Annotated in this window: 18 protein-coding genes; 9 read left to right on the forward strand and 9 right to left on the reverse strand. The window is 74.3% G+C overall.

Annotated features, from left to right (window positions below; translation table 11 throughout):
• Positions 1-120: 120 nt before the first annotated feature.
• Both BFV98_RS26890 and BFV98_RS26895 read right to left on the reverse strand, forming a co-directional pair.
• Positions 121-1,968 (reverse strand): glycoside hydrolase family 15 protein, encoded by a 1,848-nt coding sequence (locus BFV98_RS26890; protein ID WP_013287814.1) that lies wholly within the window; start codon positions 1,966-1,968, stop codon positions 121-123.
• A 75-nt stretch (positions 1,969-2,043) separates the two neighbouring features.
• A complete protein-coding gene (locus tag BFV98_RS26895) occupies positions 2,044-3,000 on the reverse strand; it encodes an NAD(P)/FAD-dependent oxidoreductase (protein WP_071098180.1) in 957 nt (318 codons plus the stop codon).
• Positions 3,001-3,080: 80 nt separating this feature from the next.
• On the opposite strand from BFV98_RS26895, the gene BFV98_RS26900 reads away from it, so the two are divergent.
• Positions 3,081-3,665 carry a helix-turn-helix domain-containing protein gene (locus BFV98_RS26900; RefSeq protein WP_071098182.1) on the forward strand — a complete coding sequence of 195 codons (585 nt, stop codon included), beginning with the start codon at positions 3,081-3,083 and terminating at the stop codon, positions 3,663-3,665.
• 52 nt (positions 3,666-3,717) lie between these two features.
• Positions 3,718-4,515 carry an alpha/beta fold hydrolase gene (locus tag BFV98_RS26905; protein ID WP_071098184.1) on the forward strand — a complete coding sequence of 266 codons (798 nt, stop codon included), beginning with the start codon at positions 3,718-3,720 and terminating at the stop codon, positions 4,513-4,515.
• A 1-nt stretch (position 4,516) separates the two neighbouring features.
• Here the strand turns inward: BFV98_RS26905 and BFV98_RS26910 are convergent, their stop codons facing one another.
• Positions 4,517-5,944 carry an MFS transporter gene (locus BFV98_RS26910; protein ID WP_071098185.1) on the reverse strand — a complete coding sequence of 476 codons (1,428 nt, stop codon included), beginning with the start codon at positions 5,942-5,944 and terminating at the stop codon, positions 4,517-4,519.
• A 74-nt stretch (positions 5,945-6,018) separates the two neighbouring features.
• On the reverse strand, positions 6,019-6,477 hold the full coding sequence (locus tag BFV98_RS26915; RefSeq protein ID WP_013287809.1) for a MarR family winged helix-turn-helix transcriptional regulator: 459 nt from the start codon (positions 6,475-6,477) through the stop codon (positions 6,019-6,021).
• Positions 6,478-6,581: 104 nt separating this feature from the next.
• Here BFV98_RS26915 and BFV98_RS26920 point away from each other — a divergent pair, with 104 nt between their 5' ends.
• Positions 6,582-7,457, forward strand: coding sequence for a universal stress protein (locus tag BFV98_RS26920; RefSeq protein ID WP_071098187.1), 876 nt, complete (start codon positions 6,582-6,584; stop codon positions 7,455-7,457).
• A 306-nt stretch (positions 7,458-7,763) separates the two neighbouring features.
• Here the strand turns inward: BFV98_RS26920 and BFV98_RS26925 are convergent, their stop codons facing one another.
• The gene (locus BFV98_RS26925) at positions 7,764-8,048 is read right to left on the reverse strand and encodes a sigma-70 family RNA polymerase sigma factor (protein ID WP_083395320.1); all 285 of its coding nucleotides are present in this window, start codon (positions 8,046-8,048) and stop codon (positions 7,764-7,766) included.
• A 149-nt stretch (positions 8,049-8,197) separates the two neighbouring features.
• On the opposite strand from BFV98_RS26925, the gene BFV98_RS26930 reads away from it, so the two are divergent.
• On the forward strand, positions 8,198-9,412 hold the full coding sequence (locus BFV98_RS26930) for an ROK family transcriptional regulator (RefSeq protein WP_071098189.1): 1,215 nt from the start codon (positions 8,198-8,200) through the stop codon (positions 9,410-9,412).
• Between the two features lie 196 nt (positions 9,413-9,608).
• Here BFV98_RS26930 and BFV98_RS26935 read toward each other — a convergent pair whose 3' ends face one another.
• Together BFV98_RS26935 and BFV98_RS26940 are read right to left on the reverse strand one after the other, a co-directional pair.
• Positions 9,609-10,550 carry a phosphotransferase gene (locus BFV98_RS26935; protein ID WP_071098191.1) on the reverse strand — a complete coding sequence of 314 codons (942 nt, stop codon included), beginning with the start codon at positions 10,548-10,550 and terminating at the stop codon, positions 9,609-9,611.
• 41 nt (positions 10,551-10,591) lie between these two features.
• Positions 10,592-11,167, reverse strand: a complete 576-nt coding sequence (locus tag BFV98_RS26940; RefSeq protein ID WP_071098193.1) for a dihydrofolate reductase family protein — start codon at positions 11,165-11,167, stop codon at positions 10,592-10,594.
• A gap of 92 nt (positions 11,168-11,259) precedes the next feature.
• Between BFV98_RS26940 and BFV98_RS26945 the strand changes: the two genes are divergently transcribed.
• A complete protein-coding gene (locus BFV98_RS26945) occupies positions 11,260-11,838 on the forward strand; it encodes a TetR/AcrR family transcriptional regulator (protein WP_071098195.1) in 579 nt (192 codons plus the stop codon).
• Positions 11,839-11,912: 74 nt separating this feature from the next.
• Positions 11,913-13,058: a polysaccharide pyruvyl transferase family protein gene (locus BFV98_RS26950; RefSeq protein ID WP_013287803.1), complete on the forward strand. Its 1,146-nt coding sequence runs from the start codon at positions 11,913-11,915 to the stop codon at positions 13,056-13,058.
• A gap of 9 nt (positions 13,059-13,067) precedes the next feature.
• On the opposite strand, the gene BFV98_RS26955 is transcribed toward BFV98_RS26950, so the two are convergent.
• A complete protein-coding gene (locus BFV98_RS26955) occupies positions 13,068-13,274 on the reverse strand; it encodes a hypothetical protein (protein ID WP_071098197.1) in 207 nt (68 codons plus the stop codon).
• Positions 13,275-13,359: 85 nt separating this feature from the next.
• Between BFV98_RS26955 and BFV98_RS26960 the strand changes: the two genes are divergently transcribed.
• Positions 13,360-13,881 carry a DinB family protein gene (locus BFV98_RS26960; RefSeq protein WP_013475649.1) on the forward strand — a complete coding sequence of 174 codons (522 nt, stop codon included), beginning with the start codon at positions 13,360-13,362 and terminating at the stop codon, positions 13,879-13,881.
• Positions 13,882-13,885: 4 nt separating this feature from the next.
• On the opposite strand, the gene BFV98_RS26965 is transcribed toward BFV98_RS26960, so the two are convergent.
• Complete coding sequence (locus tag BFV98_RS26965) at positions 13,886-14,746, reverse strand: carbohydrate kinase family protein (RefSeq protein ID WP_071098199.1); 861 nt, start codon at positions 14,744-14,746, stop codon at positions 13,886-13,888.
• An 86-nt stretch (positions 14,747-14,832) separates the two neighbouring features.
• Here BFV98_RS26965 and BFV98_RS26970 point away from each other — a divergent pair, with 86 nt between their 5' ends.
• A complete protein-coding gene (locus tag BFV98_RS26970) occupies positions 14,833-18,099 on the forward strand; it encodes a DEAD/DEAH box helicase (protein ID WP_071098201.1) in 3,267 nt (1,088 codons plus the stop codon).
• Positions 18,083-19,129 carry an SWIM zinc finger family protein gene (locus BFV98_RS26975; protein WP_071098203.1) on the forward strand — a complete coding sequence of 349 codons (1,047 nt, stop codon included), beginning with the start codon at positions 18,083-18,085 and terminating at the stop codon, positions 19,127-19,129. Before BFV98_RS26970 ends, BFV98_RS26975 begins: the two co-directional genes overlap by 17 nt.
• Positions 19,130-19,194 lie beyond the last annotated feature (65 nt).

Consider the following 19,194-nt stretch of genomic DNA (forward strand, 5'->3'; position numbering starts at 1 on the left):
GGTACGTCAGAAGAAGCCGGTCACCCTGCCGCCGTCAGCGGAGGGACCAGGGCTTCATGACGGCGGCGTGGAACCTCATGCGGTGAAGGCTACCCGGGACCGGGCCGGAGATCACCGGAGTTACCGGCGGAGGCGGGCGTCGGCCTCGGCGTCGAGCAGGTCGTTCACCGCCAGCGCCGAGTTGATCAGCGCGAGGTGGCTGAACGCCTGCGGGTAGTTGCCGATCTGCTCACCGGTGGAGGCGATCTCCTCGGCGTAGAGGCCGAGGTGGTTGCTGAAGGTGAACATCTTCTCCAGGGTGAGCCGGGCGTCGTCCAGCCGGCCGGAGCGGGCCAGCGCCTCGACGTACCAGAACGTGCACATGTTGAACGTGCCCTCGTGGCCGGGCAGCCCGTCGGGGGAGTGCAGCGGGTCGTACCGGTGAACCAGGCTGTCCGAGACCAGATCCCGCTCGATCGACTCCAGGGTGGACAGCCACAGCGGGTCGCTGGGCGTGACGAAGCCGACCGCCGGCATGTAGAGCAGGGCGGCGTCGAGCACGTTCTCGTCGTACGCCTGCACGAAGCTGCCGCGTTCCCGGTGGAAACCGCGGGCCATGACCTGGTTGTAGATCCGGTTGCGTTGCTCGGTCCAGCAGCTCATGTCCCCGGGCCGGCCGGTCCGGGTGGCCAGCCGGATGGCCCGGTCCAGCGCCACCCAGGACATCACCCGGCCGAACGTGTAGTTGCGGGGGTGGTGCCGGCTCTCCCAGATGCCGGCGTCGCGCTTGTCCCAGTTGTGGCAGAGCCAGTCGACCAGGCGCACGGTGCTCTTCCACACCTGGTGCGACACCCGGATGCCCTGCTCGTCGGCGAGGTGCATGGCGTAGAGCGCCTCGCCGTGGATGTCGAGCTGGAGCTGGTCGGCCGCGCCGTTGCCGATCCGAACCGGGCGGGAGCCCCGGTATCCCTCCAGGTGGTCGAGCACCTCCTCGTGCAGGTCCGAGGACCCGTCCACCCGGTACATGATCTTCAGTGGGTCCTGGTGGTCGCCTGCTTCGCGGATGCGCTCGTCCAGCCAGTCCATGTACCGGCTGACCTCCTCGGTGAACCCGAGACCGAGCAGCGCGTGCACCGAGAACGAGGTGTCGCGTACCCAGGTGTAGCGGTAGTCCCAGTTGCGGGAGCCGCCGACCAGCTCGGGCAGCGCGGCGGTCGGTGCGGCGATCATCGCGCCGGTCGGCGCGTACGTCATGAGCTTGAGCGTGATGGCGGAGCGCTCGACCATCTCCCGCCAGCGCCCGGTGTAGCGGGAGCGTTCGACCCAGCGCCGCCAGTAGTCCCGGGTCCACTCGAACATGCCCTGGACCTCTTCCGGCGGGATGATCCGGGGTTCCTCACTGCCGGTCTCCAGGATCACCCCGCCGGTGTCGCCCTCCTTCAGGGTGCCGTAGGCGATCAGGTCGCCGCCCTCCATGCGGATCTCGCCGGTCTGGGCCCAGAGCTGCCGCACCGGGTCGATCGGGTTGAAGGTGAGCGTCGCCGACGGGCTGCGGAACAGGTAGCCGTTGCGGTGCCGCTCCAGGTCGTGGCGCTCGCGTGCGTAGTCGAACCGGGGCCGGCACTCCACCCGGAAGCGCATGCTGCCGCGCACCATGTTGACCATGCGCACGATGCGGTGCGAGTCGGTGACCCGTTCGCCGGTGACCGGCATGAAGTCCATCACCTCGGCGACGCCGTCCGCGCTGATGAACCGGGTGATCAGGATCGGTGTGCCGGGCAGGTAGAGCTGCTTGGTGACGTACCGGACCTCGTGCGGGGCGATCTGGAAGAAGCCGCCCTTCTCCTTGTCCAGCAGCGCGGCGAAGATGCTCGGCGAGTCGAAGCGCGGAGCGCAGAACCAGTCGATCGTGCCGTCACAGGTCACCAGCGCGGCGGTCTGGAGGTCGCCGATGAGCCCGTGATCCTCGATCGCCGGATAGCCCTTCACATCGCCCCCCAGGTTCCGACTGCCCTCTCCGACTCAACCTAGGGGAAGAATTGTCAGGTTAGGGGTGATTCGTGGTCACCCACCCGCCCGCGCGCCACGGTGCGCCTCGATCGCCCGCTGGGTCTCCGCCTGCACCAGGTCCGCGTTGATCATTGCCGCGGTCCAGGCGCCCGCCGCCGCGGCGGCGCCGACCTGCGCCGACAGGTTCGTCACGTTGCCCGCGACCCACACCCCAGGCACATCGGTACGCCCCGACTCGTCGGCCGGCAGGTACTCGCCCATCCCGCTGGGGTGCGGTTGCGGACGCAGGCCCAGCCCGGCGAGGAACGCGGCGCGCGCCACCATCCGGGGCGCGACTGTGAGCACCTCGCGGTCGACGGTGCGGCCGTCGCGCAGGCGTACCCCGGTCAGCCGGTCCCCGGCCGTCTCGACGGCCGCGATCTCGCCCTCGACCACAGGCACGCCGCGCGCGGCCAGCTGCTCGGCCTGCTCGTCGGTGAGCGGCGGCGCGGTGTGCCGCAGGTAGACCACATCGTCGCTCCACTGCCGGAACAGCAGCGTCTGGTGCACCGACATCGGGCCGCTGCCGATCACCCCGATCGGCCGCTCGCGCACCTCCCAGCCGTGGCAGTACGGGCAGTGCACCACGTCCCGCCCCCAGCGCTCGCGCAGGCCGGGCACATCCGGCAGCTCGTCGACCAGGCCGGTGGCGACCAGCACGTGCCCGGCGCGTACCCGGCGGCCGTCCGCGAGCGCCACCGCGAACCCGTCGCCGTCGCGGTCCACCGTCTCGACCCGGCCCTCGGTCAGGTGCCCGCCGTAGCGGCGCACCTCGTCCCGGCCGCGCGCCAGCAGCTCGGCCGGCGGCACGCCGTCGTGCCCCAGCAGCGCGTGCACGCCGTCGGCGGGCGCGTTGCGGGGCTCGCCCCCGTCCACCACCAGCACCGAGCGGCGTGCCCGGGCCAGCATCAGCCCGCCGTTGAGCCCGGCCGCGCCGCCGCCGATCACCAGTACCTCGTAGTTCTCGGTCATCGTGACCACCTCCGCGACCAGACTGCGGCCGGAGCCGGCATAACTGCAAACTCTGTTGCCGATGTGGCAAACTGGCCGGCATGGACGACGACCTCGACCAGGCCCTCGACGCGGTCGGCCCCCGGCTGCGCGCGCTCCGCCGCGAGCGGGAGATCACACTCACCGACCTCTCCGCCGCCACCGGCATCTCGGTGAGCACGCTGTCCCGGCTGGAGTCCGGCGGTCGCAAGCCCACGCTGGAACTGCTGCTCCCGCTGGCCCGCGCGCACGGCGTCACGCTCGACGAACTGGTCGGCGCCCCACCCACCGGCGACCCGCGCGTCCACCTGCGGCCGGTCGCCGCGTACGGGATGACCATGCTGCCGCTCACCCGCCGCGCGGGCGGCATCCAGGCGTACAAGCTGATCATTCCGGCCGGCGGGCGGTCCGAACCCGAGCCGAAGACCCACGAGGGGTACGAGTGGGTCTACGTGCTCAACGGGCGGCTGCGGCTCGTGCTCGGCGAACACGACCTGGTGCTCGAACCCGGTGAGGCGGCCGAGTTCGACACCCGCGTACCGCACTGGTTCGGCCGCGCCGACAGCGAGGGGGTGGAGTTCCTCAGCCTCTTCGGCAGCCAGGGCGAACGCGCCCACCTGCGCGCCCGCCCCCGCGCGTCCCGCTGAGCGGCGTCCGCGAACGCGCCCGCCGCGGCGCCGGGGGCGCGACGATCGGCGGGTGACCTATGCGGACGTCGGCGGGCTGCGGATCTGGTACGAGGAACACGGCACCGGCAAGCCGCTGGTCCTGCTGCACGGCGGATACGGCTCGACGGAGACGTTCGCGCCGGTGCGGCAGGCGCTCGCCGCGCGCCGCCGGCTGATCGCCGTCGACCTGCGGGGCCACGGCCGCACCGGCGGTCTGGACCGGCCGCTGCGGTACGAGTCGATGGCCGACGACGTCGCCGGGCTGCTGCGTCACCTCGGCCTGCCGCGCGCCGACGTGCTCGGCTACTCGCTCGGCGGCGGGGTGGCCCTGCGTACCGCGATCCAGCACCCCACGCTGGTCCGCCGCCTGGTGCTCGTCTCCACGCCGTTCCGGCGGCACGGCTGGTACCCGGAGACGCTGGCCGCGATGTCCGCCCACGACGAGCGCGCCGCCGAGCGCATGCGCGGCACCCCGCCGTACGAGCGGTACGCGCGGGTCGCGCCCCGCCCGCAGGACTGGCCCCTGCTCTGGGCCCGCAGCGGGGACCTGCTGCGGCGCGACTACGACTGGTCCGCCGAGGTGGCCGCGCTGCCGATGCCGGTGCTGCTGGTCTTCGCCGACGCGGACGCGATCCCGGTGAGCCACGCGGCGGAGTTCTTCGGCCTGCTCGGCGGCGGCCACCGGGACGCGGGCGGCGACGGCGCCGACCGTCCCGCGTCCCGGCTCGCGGTGCTGCCGGGGCTCACCCACTACGACGTGGTGGCCTCGCCCGCGCTGCCGGCGGCGGTGCTGCCGTTCCTCACCCATCCGGCGCGTGCCCCCGGCTGACTCACCCCACGAGCGCCGGAGCCTCGGCCCGCTCGGCCGTGCGGGGGCGCAGCAGCGCGTACGCGAGCACGACGGCGACCACCACGAGCCCCGCGCCGACCGCGAACGCCGCGTGGAAGCCGCTGGTCAGGGCCGTTGCTCTGTCGTCGCCGAGCGCGACCCGGTCGGCGGTACGGGCGGCGGCCAGCGTGGACAGCACCGCGACGCCGAACGCCATGCCGAGCTGCTGGGTGGTGTTGAACAGCCCGGAGGCGAGACCGGCGTCCTCGGCGCGGGCGGCGGACATGCCGAGCGCGGTGAGCGCCGGCAGCACCAGCCCGAACCCGCCGGCGAGCAGCATCACCGGGAGCACGTCGGGCAGGTAGCGGCCGTCCGCAGGCACCCGGGCCAGCAACGCGAACATGGCGGCGAGCAGCACGAGCCCGGCGATCAGCACGGCCCGCTCGCCGAAGCGGGCGTTGAGCCGGGCCGAGACGCCGAGCGACACCGCGCCGATGACGACAGCCGCCGGGAGCAGCGCCAGCCCGGTGCGGGTGGCGTCGTAGCCGAGCACCTGCTGGAGGTAGAGCGTGACGAGGACCTGGAACGCGAACGTCGCGGCCACGGTGAGGATCTGCACCACGTTCGCCACGGCGACGCCGCGCGAGCGCAGCAGCCGCAGCGGCATGAGCGGGCGGCGCGCGGTGGCCTGCCGGAGCACGAACCCGGCGACCAGCGCGGCGGCGAGCGCGCCCAGTCCGAGCGTGTGCGCCGACGTCGCGCCGTACCGCTCGATCGTGACCACCGTGTAGATGCCCAGCACGAGCCCGGCGGTGACCAGCAGCGCGCCCGCCACGTCGGCGCCGGCGGCCAGGCCCAGGCCCCGGTCGGCGGGCAGCGTACGGACCGCGAGCGCGATCGTCGCCAGGCCGATCGGCAGGTTGATCAGGAAGATCCAGTGCCAGCCCAGTGCGTCGGTGAGCAGGCCGCCGGCGACCTGGCCGATCGCCGCGCCGGCGGCGCCGGTGAACGCGAACACGGCGAACGCCCGCGCCCGCCCGGCGGCGTCGGGGAAGAGCGTGACCAGGATGCCGAGGCTCACCGCCGTGGCCGCCGCGCTGCCGACGCCCTGGAGGAAGCGGGCCGCGACGAGCGTGGCGCTGTTCGCCGCCACCCCGGCCAGCACGGAGGCGGCGGTGAACAGCGCGGTGCCGCCGAGGAACATCGTCCGGCGCCCGATCAGGTCGCCGAGCCGGCCGGCGAGCAGGAGCAGGCTGCCGAACGCGATCAGGTACGCGTTGACGACCCAGCTCAGGCCGGCCGGGGAGAAGCGCAGGTCGCGCTGGATGGCCGGCATCGCCACGGTGACGATGCTGCCGTCGAGGATGGTCATCAGGGCGCCGGTGGCGAGCACGCCGAGGGCGAGCCGCCGGGAGCGGGGAGCGGACATGGAGTCCTCCTGTCGAGAGGTGCGACAGGAGAGACCGTAGCGGATAGTTCCGTTACAGACAATCTATTGAGGGACTATTGGCGGGCCCGGCGGGCCGGCTTCGGGCTCTGCACAGGCGTGGCCAGGTGGCCTGCGGTCAGGCGTTCCAGCGCGCGCAGGAAGACCTTCCGCTCGTCGTCGGGCAGGCTCGCCAGCGCCTCGGCGTGCACCCGGTCGACGATCTCCTGGCTGCGCGCGGCCACCCGGGCGCCCTCCTCGGTCACCGCGATGATCCGCGCCCGCCGGTCCGTACGCGACGGACGCCGCTCGGCCAGCCCGGCCTGCTCCAGCGCGTCCACCGTCACCACCATCGTCGTCTTGTCCATGTCGCCCATCTCGGCGAGCTGGATCTGCGTACGCTCCTCGGGCAGCGCGTGCGCGAGCACGCAGTGCATCCGTGCGGTCAGCCCGATCTCGGCGAGCGCCGCCGCCACCCGGGTACGCAACACGTGGCTGGTGTGGTCGAGGAGGTACGACAGGTCCGGGGTGCTCATCCGCCCAGCGTACCGATGATTCCGTGGCGGATGATCCGGCTCGGATCCGGTCCGGGCCCGGATACGATCTTGTGAGATGTCGTCGGTGAGAGAGGTTGGGTGCGGTGAGCGACGAGCACGGCAGGCAAGTGGTGGTGGGTTACGACGGGTCTCCGGCCGCTAGCGCCGCCATCGAGGTGGGCGCGCTGCTGTTCCCCGGCGCGCACGCGTGGATCGGGCATCTGTGGACGCCTCCGTTCGCGAGCGAGGAACTGCGCAAGCGGCTCTGGACCGGCACCCGCAACATCAACGTGTTCGTGGAGGCGATCGAGCGCGAGGGCGGCCGGGAGGCCGACCGGATGACGGCGGTCGGCGTGATGCTGGGCCGGGCCGCCGGCTGGGACGCCGAGCCGCTCGTGTGCCGCAGCTACGGCGGCGAAGGGCTCCGGCTCGCCGAGCTTGCCGACGAGAAGCAGGCCGACGTGCTGCTGCTCGGCTCGCGGGGCCTCGGCGGCGCCCGCGCGGTGCTCGGCAGCGTCTCCGACATGGCCGTGCACTACAGCCCGCGTCCCGTGCTGGTCGTGCCGCACCCGCTGCTGACCGACGAGTACGACGCGCTCGCCGGCGGGCCGGTGGTGGTCGGCTGGGACGCCTCGGCCGGATCCGAGGCCGCGCTCGCCGCCGCCCGTCGCCTCTTCCCGGAGCGTGAGGTCGTCCTGGTCGCCGTCGACGGCGACGAGGGGGATGCGCCGGAGACTGTCGACGGGCAGCCGGTGACCACGGTGCGCGTCCGCGCCGGCGGCGGTGCTCCGGGCCGCGCGGTGGCCGACGCGCTCTCCGTCGTCGCCACCGAGCGCAAGGCGAGCGTGGTCGTCGTCGGTTCGCGCGGCCGCACGGCGGTCCGCAAGATCCTGCTCGGTAGCGTCGCCATGGCCACGCTGCACCGCGCCCACCGGCCGGTGATGGTGGTGCCGCAGAGCCCGGTCCGCGAAGCCGAGTAGTCCTCCGCGCCGACCTCACGGGTGTCTCCCCGGCCGGGGAGACACCCGTGGCGTTCCACCGCGTCACTGACGCCTGCGGCGGCAGCCCGAGCCGGTCCGGCAGCGCCGCCCCGCCCGAGCCCGCCGGGGCGGGCCGGCCGTCCCCGCGTACCGTCAGCGGCACGGCCGCCACCAGCGCCAGCACCGCCGTGACCACCGCGACGGTCCGCCACCGCGTGCGCCGCGCGGTCCGCACCGCCCGGTCGTGCACCGGGTACGCGGGCACCCCGGCCGCCGCCTCCCGCAACGCCTCCCGCAGCCGTACGCTCACCGCTCGCTCCTCTCCGGAGTCCGCTCCAGAAGTTCGGGGACCAGATTGCGGAGCCGGCGTACGGCGTCGTGCCCGTGCCGCTTCACGGTGCCCACCGAGCAGCCCAGCACCTCGGCCACCTGCGCCTCGGTCAAGTCCTCGTAGTGCCGCAGCACCACCACGGCCCGCTGCCGCGCGGTGAGCCGCCGCAGCGCCGCCACCACGCTCAGCCGCAACGCCGTCTCGTCGGTGTGGTCGCCGCCGCCGCGCTCGGCCGGCGTCGCGTCCAGCCGCTCGGCCACCCGCCGGCGGCGCCACCAGGAGACCTGCTAGAACGCCGGTCGGGCCCAGGATGGTTGAGACGGCCGTCCCTTCGGCGGGCGCTGGCACCCGTCGATGTGCGGGAACTATCCTCGGGCCACGAGCCAGTCGCCATCCGACGGAGTTGTCGATGCTGAAAGGTCTGGCAGCAGACCGGCACGCGCAGGGGGACAGCCGCCGGCTCAACCTCGGCGCGCTGCTGCGGCGCGTCCACCTGACCGGCCCGGTCACGCGCGTCGAGCTGGCCGACTGGATGGGCGTCAACCGCAGCACGGTCATGGCGCTCACCGCGGAACTGGCGGCGGCCGGCCTGGTCCGCGAGGTGACGGCGGGTGGCAGCGGGCGGGCCGGGCGTCCCTCGCGTGTGGTGCGTCCCGCCTCCGACACCGTCTACGTCCTCGCCTTCGACATCGCTGTGGACCGGCTCGTGGCCGCCCGCGTCGGGCTCGGCGGTGTGGTGGCGGCGCGGCTGGAGGCGGAACGGCCACGGGCCGGCGCCGACCTCGACTCCGTTGTCTCGGTGCTCGCCGACTTCGGGCGGGCGCTGCACCACGCCGCGCCACCCGGATCGGTCTGCGTCGGCGTGGGCGCCTCCTACTGCGGCATGATCCGGCCGGGCGACGGGATGGTCCGCTTCGGACCGGACATGGGGTGGGTGGACCAGGCGTTCGGTGCCGAGCTGGCCCGGCGGCTCGATTTGGGCCTGCCCGTCCTGGTCGGCAACGAGGCGCATCTCGGGGCGCTGGCCGAGCATCAGCGCGGCGCCGGTGTCGGCGTCCAGAACCTCGTCTACCTGCACGGTGACGTGGGTGTCGGCGGCGGGATCATCGTGGGCGGCGAACTGCTCGACGGCGACGGCGGGTACGCCTCCGAGGTCGGGCACATGCTCGTGAACCCGTACCAGGGGCGGCCGTGCGGCTGCGGCTCGCGCGGGTGCCTGGAGGCCGAGGTCGGTGAGCGGGCGCTGCTCGACGTCGCGGGCCGCCCGGCGCGGGAGAAGGGGCGCGAAGCGGTACGCGCGGTGGTCGCCGCCGCCGCTCAGGGAGAGCCGGCCGCCCGGGACGCGCTGCGGCACATCGGTGACTGGCTGGGCATCGGCGTGGCGAACGTGATCAACCTGTTCAACCCCGGCGTGGTGATCTTCGGGGGCACGCTCCAGGAGGTCTTCCCCGCCTCGGCCGCCCACGTACGCAGCCGGATCGCCGCGAACGTGCTGCCCATCTCCCGCGACAAGGCCCGCCTGCGCGTGTCCGCACTCGGCTACGACGCCACCTTGATCGGCGCCGCCGAACTGGGCTTCTCCCCGTTGTTCGCCGACCCCCTGGGCGTCCCCACTGCCGGGTGAGCCGCGCCGTGCACCGCCGCGCCTCCAGCCCTCTCGATCGCGTTGATCTTGCAGTTCCGGCCCCGACAAAGCGCGCCAAACCGGCGTCCCAGAGGCCGAAACTGCAAGATCGCCGGGCCGGGCCGGGCCGCGCCGGGCCGCGCCGGGCCGGGCCGGGCCAGGCCGGGCCGGGCCGGGCCGGGGCGGTCAGGGGCGGTCAGGGCTTCAGGCGGTGGGTTAGCCAGGGGAGCAGGGACTCGCCCTGTAGGCGCTGGAATGCCCGTACGGTCGGGATGCCGGGAGGCGGTGGCTGGCGGGCGCCGTCGAGGAAGAACCCGGTGAACCCGGCCAGCACTCCGGTCAGGTCGGCCGGGTTCACGTCGGCGGCCACCGCTCGGGCGGCCAGCAGGGCGTCCGGGTCGTGTCCGCCGTACACCTGCACGTTGACCACTGTGAGCAGCGTGTCCAGCCAGGCCGGCCCGCGGCAGGCCCAGGGCCAGTCGACCACTGTGACCGAACCGTCCGGGCCGAGCCGCAGGTTGTCGGCGCGCACGTCGACGTGGCAGAGCGTGTCGCCGTCGAGTGCGGCCAGTCCCCGGTCGGCGGCGGCGCACAGCTCGGGCAGGTGGGACCGGGCCCACGGGTCGAGGTCGGGCGGCGGGTCGGCCGTGAGGCGCCGCCAGCCGCCGAAGTCGTGTGCGAGCCGTTCGGCGGCGGTGGGTGTGGTCGCGGCTGCGGGCGCCGGGGTGAGCGCGGTGGCCATCGTCTCCAGTGTGGACAGCACGGCGGTCAGCTCGTCGGCCCGCCACGGGGTGACCGGGTGCCGGCCCTCCACGTCGGCGAAGACGAGTGCGATCCAGTGGCCGTCGTCGTAGCTGCCGAGCAGCCGGGGCGCGGGCGTGTCCGGCGGCAGGGCTGCGGCGATCCGGGCCTCGGCGCGGTGCAGGTCGGGGCTGCGGTCGTTCTGCGCCGGGCTGACCGCCTTGACGAAGGCCCGGTCACCACCTGCGGTACGGACCCGGTCGGCGGTGCCGGGGGAGAAGCCGCCCGGCTGCGACCGCGCCGCCACCACCCGGTCGCCGAGGACGCCCTCGACGCCGTCGCGGACGTGCGCGGGCAGTTCGTGCCAGTGCAGCCGGGTCTTCGTCTGAGTCGTCACGGTTCCACGGTGCGTGCCGCCCGCCGTCCGGGGCAACCGGGTTAATCGTTGCGCGTGTAGCGCAGGACGACCACGCCGGCGTCGAACGGGCGCGCCGAGGTGAGCGTGAGCCGCCGCGGATCGAAGCCGCTGTCGACGAGCTTGATGCCGCTTCCGACGACCACCGGGTTGAGCTTGACCACCAGTTCGTCGATCTCGTCGACGAGCTGGCCGGCGAGTTGCCCGCCACCGCAGAGCCAGATGTCACGTCCGGGCCGGGTCTTCAGCTCGCGGACGAGGGTGGCCGGGTCGCCGTCGACGACGTGCACGTCCGGGTAGTCGGCCGGGGGCAGGGAGCGGCTGAACACGTACTGCTCCAGGTGGGCGTACGGGCTGGTGACGCCGACCTTCAGACCCGGCTCGTAGCTGCCGCGGCCCATCAGCACGGTGTCGAAGCGGCCGCCGGGCGGGGAGTCGATGCCGAGCTGGGCGTGGGCGAACGTGGGCAGCGTCTGGGGCCACTCGGCCACCAGGTAGGGCGCCAGGTCGGGCGTCAGCGGGAGGAAGTCGAACGACCCGTCGGGTGCGGCGATGAAGCCGTCGAGGGTGCTGGCGACGAAGTACACGAGCTTGCGCAAACCGGCTCCGATGTCTGAGGTGATCCACGACGGCTGTCGTGGTTAGGTGGTGAATGTACAACACCTGTCGTGGTTGCTGCTAGTGTTTTCGCGTGGCCAGGAATCCGGAACGCCGTACCCTGCTCGCCGACGCCGGGCTGCGGGTGCTCGCCGACGCGGGCGCGCGAGGGCTGACCCACCGGGCGGTCGACGCCGAGGCGGGCGTGCCCACCGGCACCGCCTCGAACTACTTCCCGTCCCGCGCGGCGCTGCTCGCCGGCCTGGCCGAACGCATCTTCGACCGGATCGCGCCCGACCCGGCCGTGCTGGCCGACCTCGGCCGCCGGGAGCCGTCGCTCGCGCTGATGACCGACTACCTGCGCGACATCGTCGCCCGCACCACCCGCGAGCCGGGCCTCACCCGGGCGCTGTTCGAGCTGCGGCTGGAGGCCGCGCGCCGCCCGGAGCTGCGGGCCGCGCTCGGCGGCGTGCTGCGCCGGGGGTACGCCGACGACGTCGCCCACCACACCGCCGCCGGACTACCGGGCGGGGCGTACGAGGTGGCGCTGCTGCACTACGCGGTCGACGGGCTCCTGCTCGACCTGCTCACCACCTCGATCGACGCCGGGTTCGACACCGATCAGGTGGTCTCGGACCTCGTCTCCCGTCTGGTCGGCGACGCCACCGGTTGAGCCTCCTCGCCGTGCGTTAACCCGGGGCGGCCAGCGGGAACGCTGGGGCGGACGCCCCTGGGAAGGAGCAACGGATGAGGGAACGCACCGGACTGACCATCGGCGTGCTCGGCTCCTACGGCGGTCGCAACCTCGGCGACGAGGCGATCCTCACGGGTCTGCTGGACGATCTGCGCCGCCACGAGCCCAACGCCCGGATCATCGTCTTCTCCCGCAACCCGGCGCACACCGCGCTGGCCCACCCCGAGGTCGAGGCGGTGCCGTGGGAGGGCGTCAGCCGGGTCGACTCGTCCCCGGTGCTCAACCAGCTCGACCTGCTCATCCTCGGCGGCGGCGGGATCCTCTACGACAAGGAGGCCCGGCGCTACCTGCGGGTGGTCCGGGTCGCCCAGGAGCGCGGGCTACCGCTGATCACGTACGCGGTCGGGGTCGGCCCCCTCACCGACACGCTCGACAGCGGCATGGTGCGCGAGACGCTGGCGCAGGCCGTCGAGGTGACAGTTCGCGACCAGGAGTCACGGATGGTGCTGGAGGAGGCCGGCCTGGTCAACCCGATCACCGTCACCGCCGACCCGGCGTTCCTGCTCGAACCGGAGGAGTTCCCCCAGCAGTGGCTGCGCGAGGAGGGCGTACCGGCCGGCTCCCGGCTGGTCGGGCTCAGCGTGCGCGAACCGGGCCGGGCGGCCGAACGGCTCGACGTGGACGGCTACCACCGCCTGCTCGCCCAGATCGGTGACTTCCTGGTGCACCGGATCGACGCGTACGTGCTGTTCGTGCCGATGGAACGCGACGACATCCGGCACTCCCACGGCGTGCTGTCGCACATGACCGCCGCCGACCGGGGCCGGATCCTGCACGGCGACTACCGTCCGGCGCAGATCCTCGGGCTGATGCGCCACTTCGACCTCGCGGTCGGCATGCGGCTGCACTTCCTGATCTTCGCGGCCATGATGGGCACGCCGTTCCTGCCGCTGCCGTACGCCGGAAAGGTCTTCGACCTGGCCCAGCGGCTCGGTGTGCCGGCGCTGCGCGGCGTGGAGCGGGAGGTGGAGGGCCCGTTGCTGGCCGAGGTGGACCGGCTGTGGGACGAACGGGCGGCCCGGGCCGACGAGACCGCACGCCGGGTCGCTGAGGTCTGCGAGCAGGCGCGCGGCACCTCGCAGGTGACCCGCAGCGTGCTGGACAGCATCCGGGCCCGCACGCTGACGCCGGCGGTGTGAGCCGGGCCGTCAGACCGCCGGGCCGCGCCAGGCGTAGACCCACTCCCGGCCCGGCTGGTCGTCCGACTCCAGCTCGTAGATCTGCGCCTCCGCGAGGCCCTTCGACCCGAGGTGGTGGTGGGTCAGCGGCGGACGGCCGTTGACGTCCAGCTCGACGGTGACGGTCTCGCCGTCGGCCGCGCCGCCCACCAGAGGGATCTGCACCGAGGAAGCCATGCGCCCATCCTGCCCCGGCCGGCCCGCCCGCGCAGGGGATCACGCGGGGCAGCGGACCGTACACACCGCGTACTAGGGTCCGGGGATGGCGCACCCGACGATCGATCCGGCACTCGGTCCGGTCCTCGCCCGCACGGGCGACGAACGGGCGATCCTCGACGCGTTCCTCGACTTCCACCGTGCCAACGTGCTGCGCAAGGCGCGCGGCCTGACCGACGCCGACGCCGCCCGGCGCCTGGTGCCCTCGCTGACTACACTGGCCGGGCTGCTCAAGCACCTGACCCTGGTCGAGGGGAACTGGTTCCGCTGCCTGTTCGCCCCCGAGCCGGGCGACGTCTACGTCACCTCCCAGGCCGACGCCGACGCCAGCTTCACGCTGGGCGCCGGCGAGACGGTCGAGACACTCGCCGCCGCGTACGAGGCGGCCTGCGACCGGTCCCGCCGGGTCGCCGAGCGGTTCGACCTCGACCACGTGGTGCCGCACCCGCAGCTCGGCGAGGTGTCGCTGCGCTGGGTGCTGGTGCACCTGATCGAGGAGACCGCCCGGCACGCCGGGCACGCCGACATCCTGCGCGAGCTGACCGACGGCGAGACCGGCTCGATCTGACGGGTCACTCGCGGGGCAGCAGCCCGTCCGGGTACTCCATCCCGTCGTGGGTGCACGCGGCAGCCGCCACCCGGGCGGCGTACCGGGCCGCGTCGAGGATGCCCGCGCCGCGCAGCCGGGCGGCGATCACCCCGGCGGCGAAGGCGTCCCCGGCGCCGTTGGTGTCCACCACCGGTCCTGGCGGGGTGGCGGCGGGCACGTGCGTCGGAGGGGCGCCGGGGGTGTGCAGCGTCGCGCCGGCCGCCCCGCCGGTGACCAGCACCGTGCGCGGCGCCAGCTCGGCCGCCTCCTTCGCGGCCCGCTCGCCGAGCCGCGTGTCGCTGACGAAGACCAGGTCCGCGATCCGGGCGAACGGGCGGTGGTAGTCGTTCTCGCCGTCCCAGTCGTGCAGGTCGGTGGAGATCGACGTGGCGGCGCGCAGGACAGCCAGCGAGTCCCTTGCCCAATCCATGATCGACAGGTGGACGTGGGTGGCCTCGGCGACGAGCGCGGCAAGCTCCGCCTCGCCGAACGGCGCCGGCCCCGACCAGGGACGCGGGTCGTGCAGCGACATCCGCCGCCCCGCCGGGTCGACCAGGTTCACCGAGCGGCGGGTGCCGGCCGGCGCGTCGGCGAGCGTGGTCCGGATCGAGGTACGCGCCAGCGCCGCCCGCACCACGTCGCCGGCCGGGTCGGCGCCCAGCACGTCGACGAGCGCCACCCGCAGGCCGAGCGCGTGCGCGGCCAGCGCGACCCCGGCGCCGGTGTTGCCGATCCGCAGGTCGATCGGCGGCACCAGCAGCGAGTCGGCGACGGGCGGCGGCAGGGCGGGCACCCGGGCGCGGATGTCCACGCCGAGCCCGCCGATCACGAGAAGGTCGACCATGGCGCCGACGATAGCGGCGTCCGGCGGCCTATCCTGGCTCCCCGGGCGCCGTCTTCCGGCCCCGGGGACGTCGTCGAGGGGGAACAGTGCTGGTCATCCACGGGTTGTGGCTGCCCGGCGCCGGGCTCGCCCTGTGGGCCGAGGACAGCACGCTTCCGGCCCGCGTGCCCCGCCGTCCCGGCCGCGTCCCGCGCGAGCGCCCGCACCCGTTCGCCGCCGGCCACGCCGCGCTCGCCGCCGCGCTCGACGGCATGCCGGGCGAGCCGATCTCCGTCCTGCTGGACCTGCCGACCCGGGCCGGCTCGCCGCTGGACTCGCCGGAACTGGTCCGGGCCACCGTCGGGGAACCGGTCCGCGGCCCGGTCACCCGCGCCGGATGGCGGGCTCCCGCCCTGGGGTACGCCCCGGACGACGCGTACGCGTTGCTGCGCGCGCCGATGCCGGGCCCGGTCGGGGCGAGCCTGCGGCACCTGTACGAGCTGGCCGGCTTCGCCGCCGACCTGGTCGTACGCGGGCGGCTGCTGCCGGGCGTGCTGGAGGCGTACCCCGGTGGTGTTCCCGACGGTGGACCGGCCGCGACCGGCCGGCGGACCTCGGCGGTGCGGGTGCCGGCGGCCTCGGGCGTCGCGGGGTCCGGGCGGCGGTTGCGGGCCGTGGGGGCGGACGACGTGGCGACCGGATGGGCGCTCTGGCGGCCGCTGCTCACCGGCACCGACGCGACCTGGGCGCGTGACCTGGCGATGGCGTTGCCACCGGCGGCTCGCGCCGCCCGGGAATGGCGGCCCGAGCCCTGGGGTGCGCCGGTGGCCGTCGCGGCGGCACCGGTCGGGGCGGGCGATCGCGGCGGGGCGGGCGGCCCGGCGGACGACGCGTGGGGCGGGCGGGCCGACGACATCGGGGCGGGTGAGCTGGTCGCAGAGGCGCTGGACGCGCTGGTCGACGCCGCCGCCCGGGTGGCGCTCGCCGACACCCGGCTGCACCGGGGGATGCGCCCGGTCGGCGCGGTGCCGCGCTGGCTGGCCGCGCTGACCGGCCCGGAGCGCGCCTTCCCGGCCGAGCCGGACGCGCTGGCGACGCTGCGCGACGAGCTGGACGCCTGGCAGCGCGACGCCGCGGGCGGCGCGGTACGGGCCACGTTCCGGCTCGTCGAGCCGGCCGTCGACCCGGTCGCCGAACTGGTCGAGGACGCCGCCTGGCGGGTCGAGTTCGGCCTGCACCCGGCCGACGAGCCGGGGCTCGTGGTGGACGCCGCGCACATCTGGCAGCGGCCCGCGCCGGCGCTCGCCGCCCGGGGCGTGGAACCGCAGGAGACGCTTCTCGCCGAGCTGGGCCGGGCCAGCCGGCTGTGGCCCGAGGTGGACGCCGCGCTGCGTACCGCCGCGCCCGAGGGCATGGAGCTGGACGCCGAGGGCGCGCACCGGTTCCTGCGCGAGGGCGCGCCGGTGCTGCACGCGGCCGGGTTCGGGGTGCTGCTGCCGTCGTGGTGGCGGCGTTCCTCGTCGCGGCTGGGGGCGCGGTTGCGGGCACGCAGCCGTACCGCCCCGGGCGCTGTCGCCACCACCGCCGGGAAGCTGGGTCTGGACGCGCTCGTCGACTACCGCTGGGAGCTGGCGCTCGGCGACGAGCCGCTGACCGCCGACGAACTGGCGTCGCTGGCCGACCTGAAGTCGCCGCTGGTCCGGCTGCGCGGCCGGTGGGTCGAGCTGGACCCGCAGCGGCTGGAGGCCGGGCTGAAGCTGCTGCGCTCCTCCGGTGAGCTGACAGTGGCCGACCTGCTGCGGATGGGACTGTCCGGTGACGACCGGGCCGGTGAGCTGCCGGTGCTGGACGTGGTCGCCGACGGCGCACTCGGCGAACTGCTGGCAGGTGAGGCGGAACGGCGGCTCACCCCGGCCGACCCGCCGCCGGGCTTCAGCGGGACGCTGCGGCCGTACCAGCGGCGCGGGCTGGCCTGGCTGGCGTTCCTCCAGTCGCTCGGACTCGGCGGGATCCTCGCCGACGACATGGGCCTCGGCAAGACCGTGCAGCTGCTCGCGCTGCTCGCCGGTGACCCGCCGGAGGCCGGGCCCACACTGCTGGTCTGTCCGATGTCGCTCGTCGGCAACTGGCAGCGGGAGGCCGCGAAGTTCGCGCCGGGGCTGCGCGTGCACGTGCACCACGGCGCCGAGCGCACCCGCGGCGAGGGCTTCGCCGCCGCAGTGGGCGAGGCGGACCTGGTGCTCACCACGTACTCGGTGGCCGCCCGGGACGCGTTCGAGCTGGCTGGCGTCGACTGGCACCGCGTGGTGGTGGACGAGGCGCAGGCGATCAAGAACGCCGCGACCCGCCAGGCCGAGGCGGTCCGGTCGCTGCCCGCGCGGCACCGGGTCGCGGTCACCGGTACGCCTGTGGAGAACCGGCTCGCCGACCTCTGGTCGATCATGCAGTTCGCGAATCCGGGGCTGCTCGGACCGGCCGCGACGTTCCGCAAGCGCTTCGCCGAACCGATCGAGCGGCACGGCGACGCCGAGGTGGCCGAGCGGCTGCGCCGGATCACCGGCCCGTTCGTGCTGCGCCGCCTCAAGACCGACCCGTCGATCATCACCGACCTGCCGGAGAAGCTGGAGATGGAGGTGGTCTGCAACCTCACCGCCGAGCAGGCCGCGCTCTACCGCGCAGTGGTCGACGACATGATGGCGAAGATCGAGTCCAGCGACGGGATCGAGCGGCGCGGACTGGTGCTCGCCACCATGACCCGCCTCAAGCAGGTCTGCAACCATCCCGCCCAGCTGCTGCACGACGGCTCCGCGCTGGACGGCCGATCCGGCAAGCTGGAACGCCTCGACGAGATCGTCGACGAGGTGCTCGCGGCGGAGGAGAAGGCGCTGCTGTTCACCCAGTACGCCGAGTTCGGCGGCATGCTGCGTGGGCACCTGTCGGCGCGTACCGGCCGGGAGGTGCTGCTGTTGCACGGCGGCGTCGGCAAGGCCGAACGGGACGCCATGGTGACCCGGTTCCAGACGCCGCAGGGTCCGCCGCTGTTCGTCCTGTCGCTCAAGGCCGGCGGCACCGGGCTCACCCTGACCGCCGCCAACCACGTGGTGCACGTGGACCGGTGGTGGAACCCCGCCGTCGAGGACCAGGCCACCGACCGGGCGTTCCGGATCGGACAGCGCCGCCGCGTGCAGGTACGCAAGTTCGTCTGCGCCGGCACGGTCGAGGAGAAGGTGGCCGCGATGATCGCCGACAAGCGCAGCCTGGCCCGGTCGGTGGTGGGCAGCGGCGAGCAGTGGGTCACCGAGCTGTCCACGGACACACTGCGCGACCTGTTCCGGCTGGAGTCGGGGCGGTGGTCGAGTGAGCCCCGGTTTTGACGACTACGGTCCGCCGGTGCGCGTCGAGGGTGGCCTGCGGGCGCGCAGCACCCGGGGCGCGATCGGGCAGTCCTGGTGGTCCCGGCGGTTCATCGAGGTGCTGGAGTCGTTCGCGCTCGGCTCCCGGCTCACCCGTGGGCGGGCGTACGCGCGGCGGGGGCAGGCGCTCCGGCTGGACGTGTCGCCGGGGACTGTCACCGCCGAGGTGCAGGGATCCCGGCCGCGGCCCTACCCGGTGCGGATCGGGCTGGCCGCGTACCCGGAGGAGACGTGGCGGCGGATCGAGGCCGAGCTGGCCGGGCAGGCGTTCTTCAGCGCCCGGCTGCTCGCCGGTGACCTGCCGGCCGAACTGGAGGAACTGTTCGCCGAGGCGGGCGCGCCGCTGTTCCCGGCTGCGATCGGCGAGCTGGACCAGCGCTGCGGCTGCCCTGACTTCGCGGTGCCGTGCAAACATCTGGCGGCCACGTTCTACCTGCTCGCCGAGGCGTTCGACGCGGACCCGTTCCACCTGCTGCACTGGCGCGGCCGGTCCCGCGCCGAACTGCTCGACCGGCTGCGTACGCTGCGCGGCGCCGACGCCGGCAGCTCAGGTGGAACCGGCAGCTCAGGTGGAACCGGCGGTGCCGGCGGAGCCGGTGGTGCGAGCGGGGCCGGTGGCGCGGGCGGAAGCGGCGGTGCGGGCGCGGAACCGGTCCCGGGTGCCGGGCCGGATTCGGGCGCCGTGCCGGAGCCGGCCGGGCCGGCCGGTGTGCCGGTGGTCGGCGCGGCGCGGGCCCTGGCCGGGTTGCCGCCGGTCGAGGCGGAAGCCGAACCGGACCGGTTCTGGCTGTCGCCGGTGCCGCTGCCGGACCGGCCGCCCACGCTCGCCACCGGCTCGGAGCTGCTGTTGCGCCAGCTCGGTTCACCCGGTGCCATGATCGGTGGGCCGGGCCTGGCCGAGCGGCTGCGCCGGGCGTACCGGGAGTTCGGTCGCGGCGAAGCCGCGTCCCCCAGGGAGTTCGGTCGCGGCGAGGCCGCAGGCGAGCGTTAATAAGGGGCCCTTCCTCTACCGGAAGCGTTAATAAGGGGCCCTTCCTCTACCGGAAGCGTTAAGAA

Source organism: Micromonospora sp. WMMB235 (assembly GCF_001855515.1).
GTDB lineage: Bacteria > Actinomycetota > Actinomycetes > Mycobacteriales > Micromonosporaceae > Micromonospora > Micromonospora aurantiaca.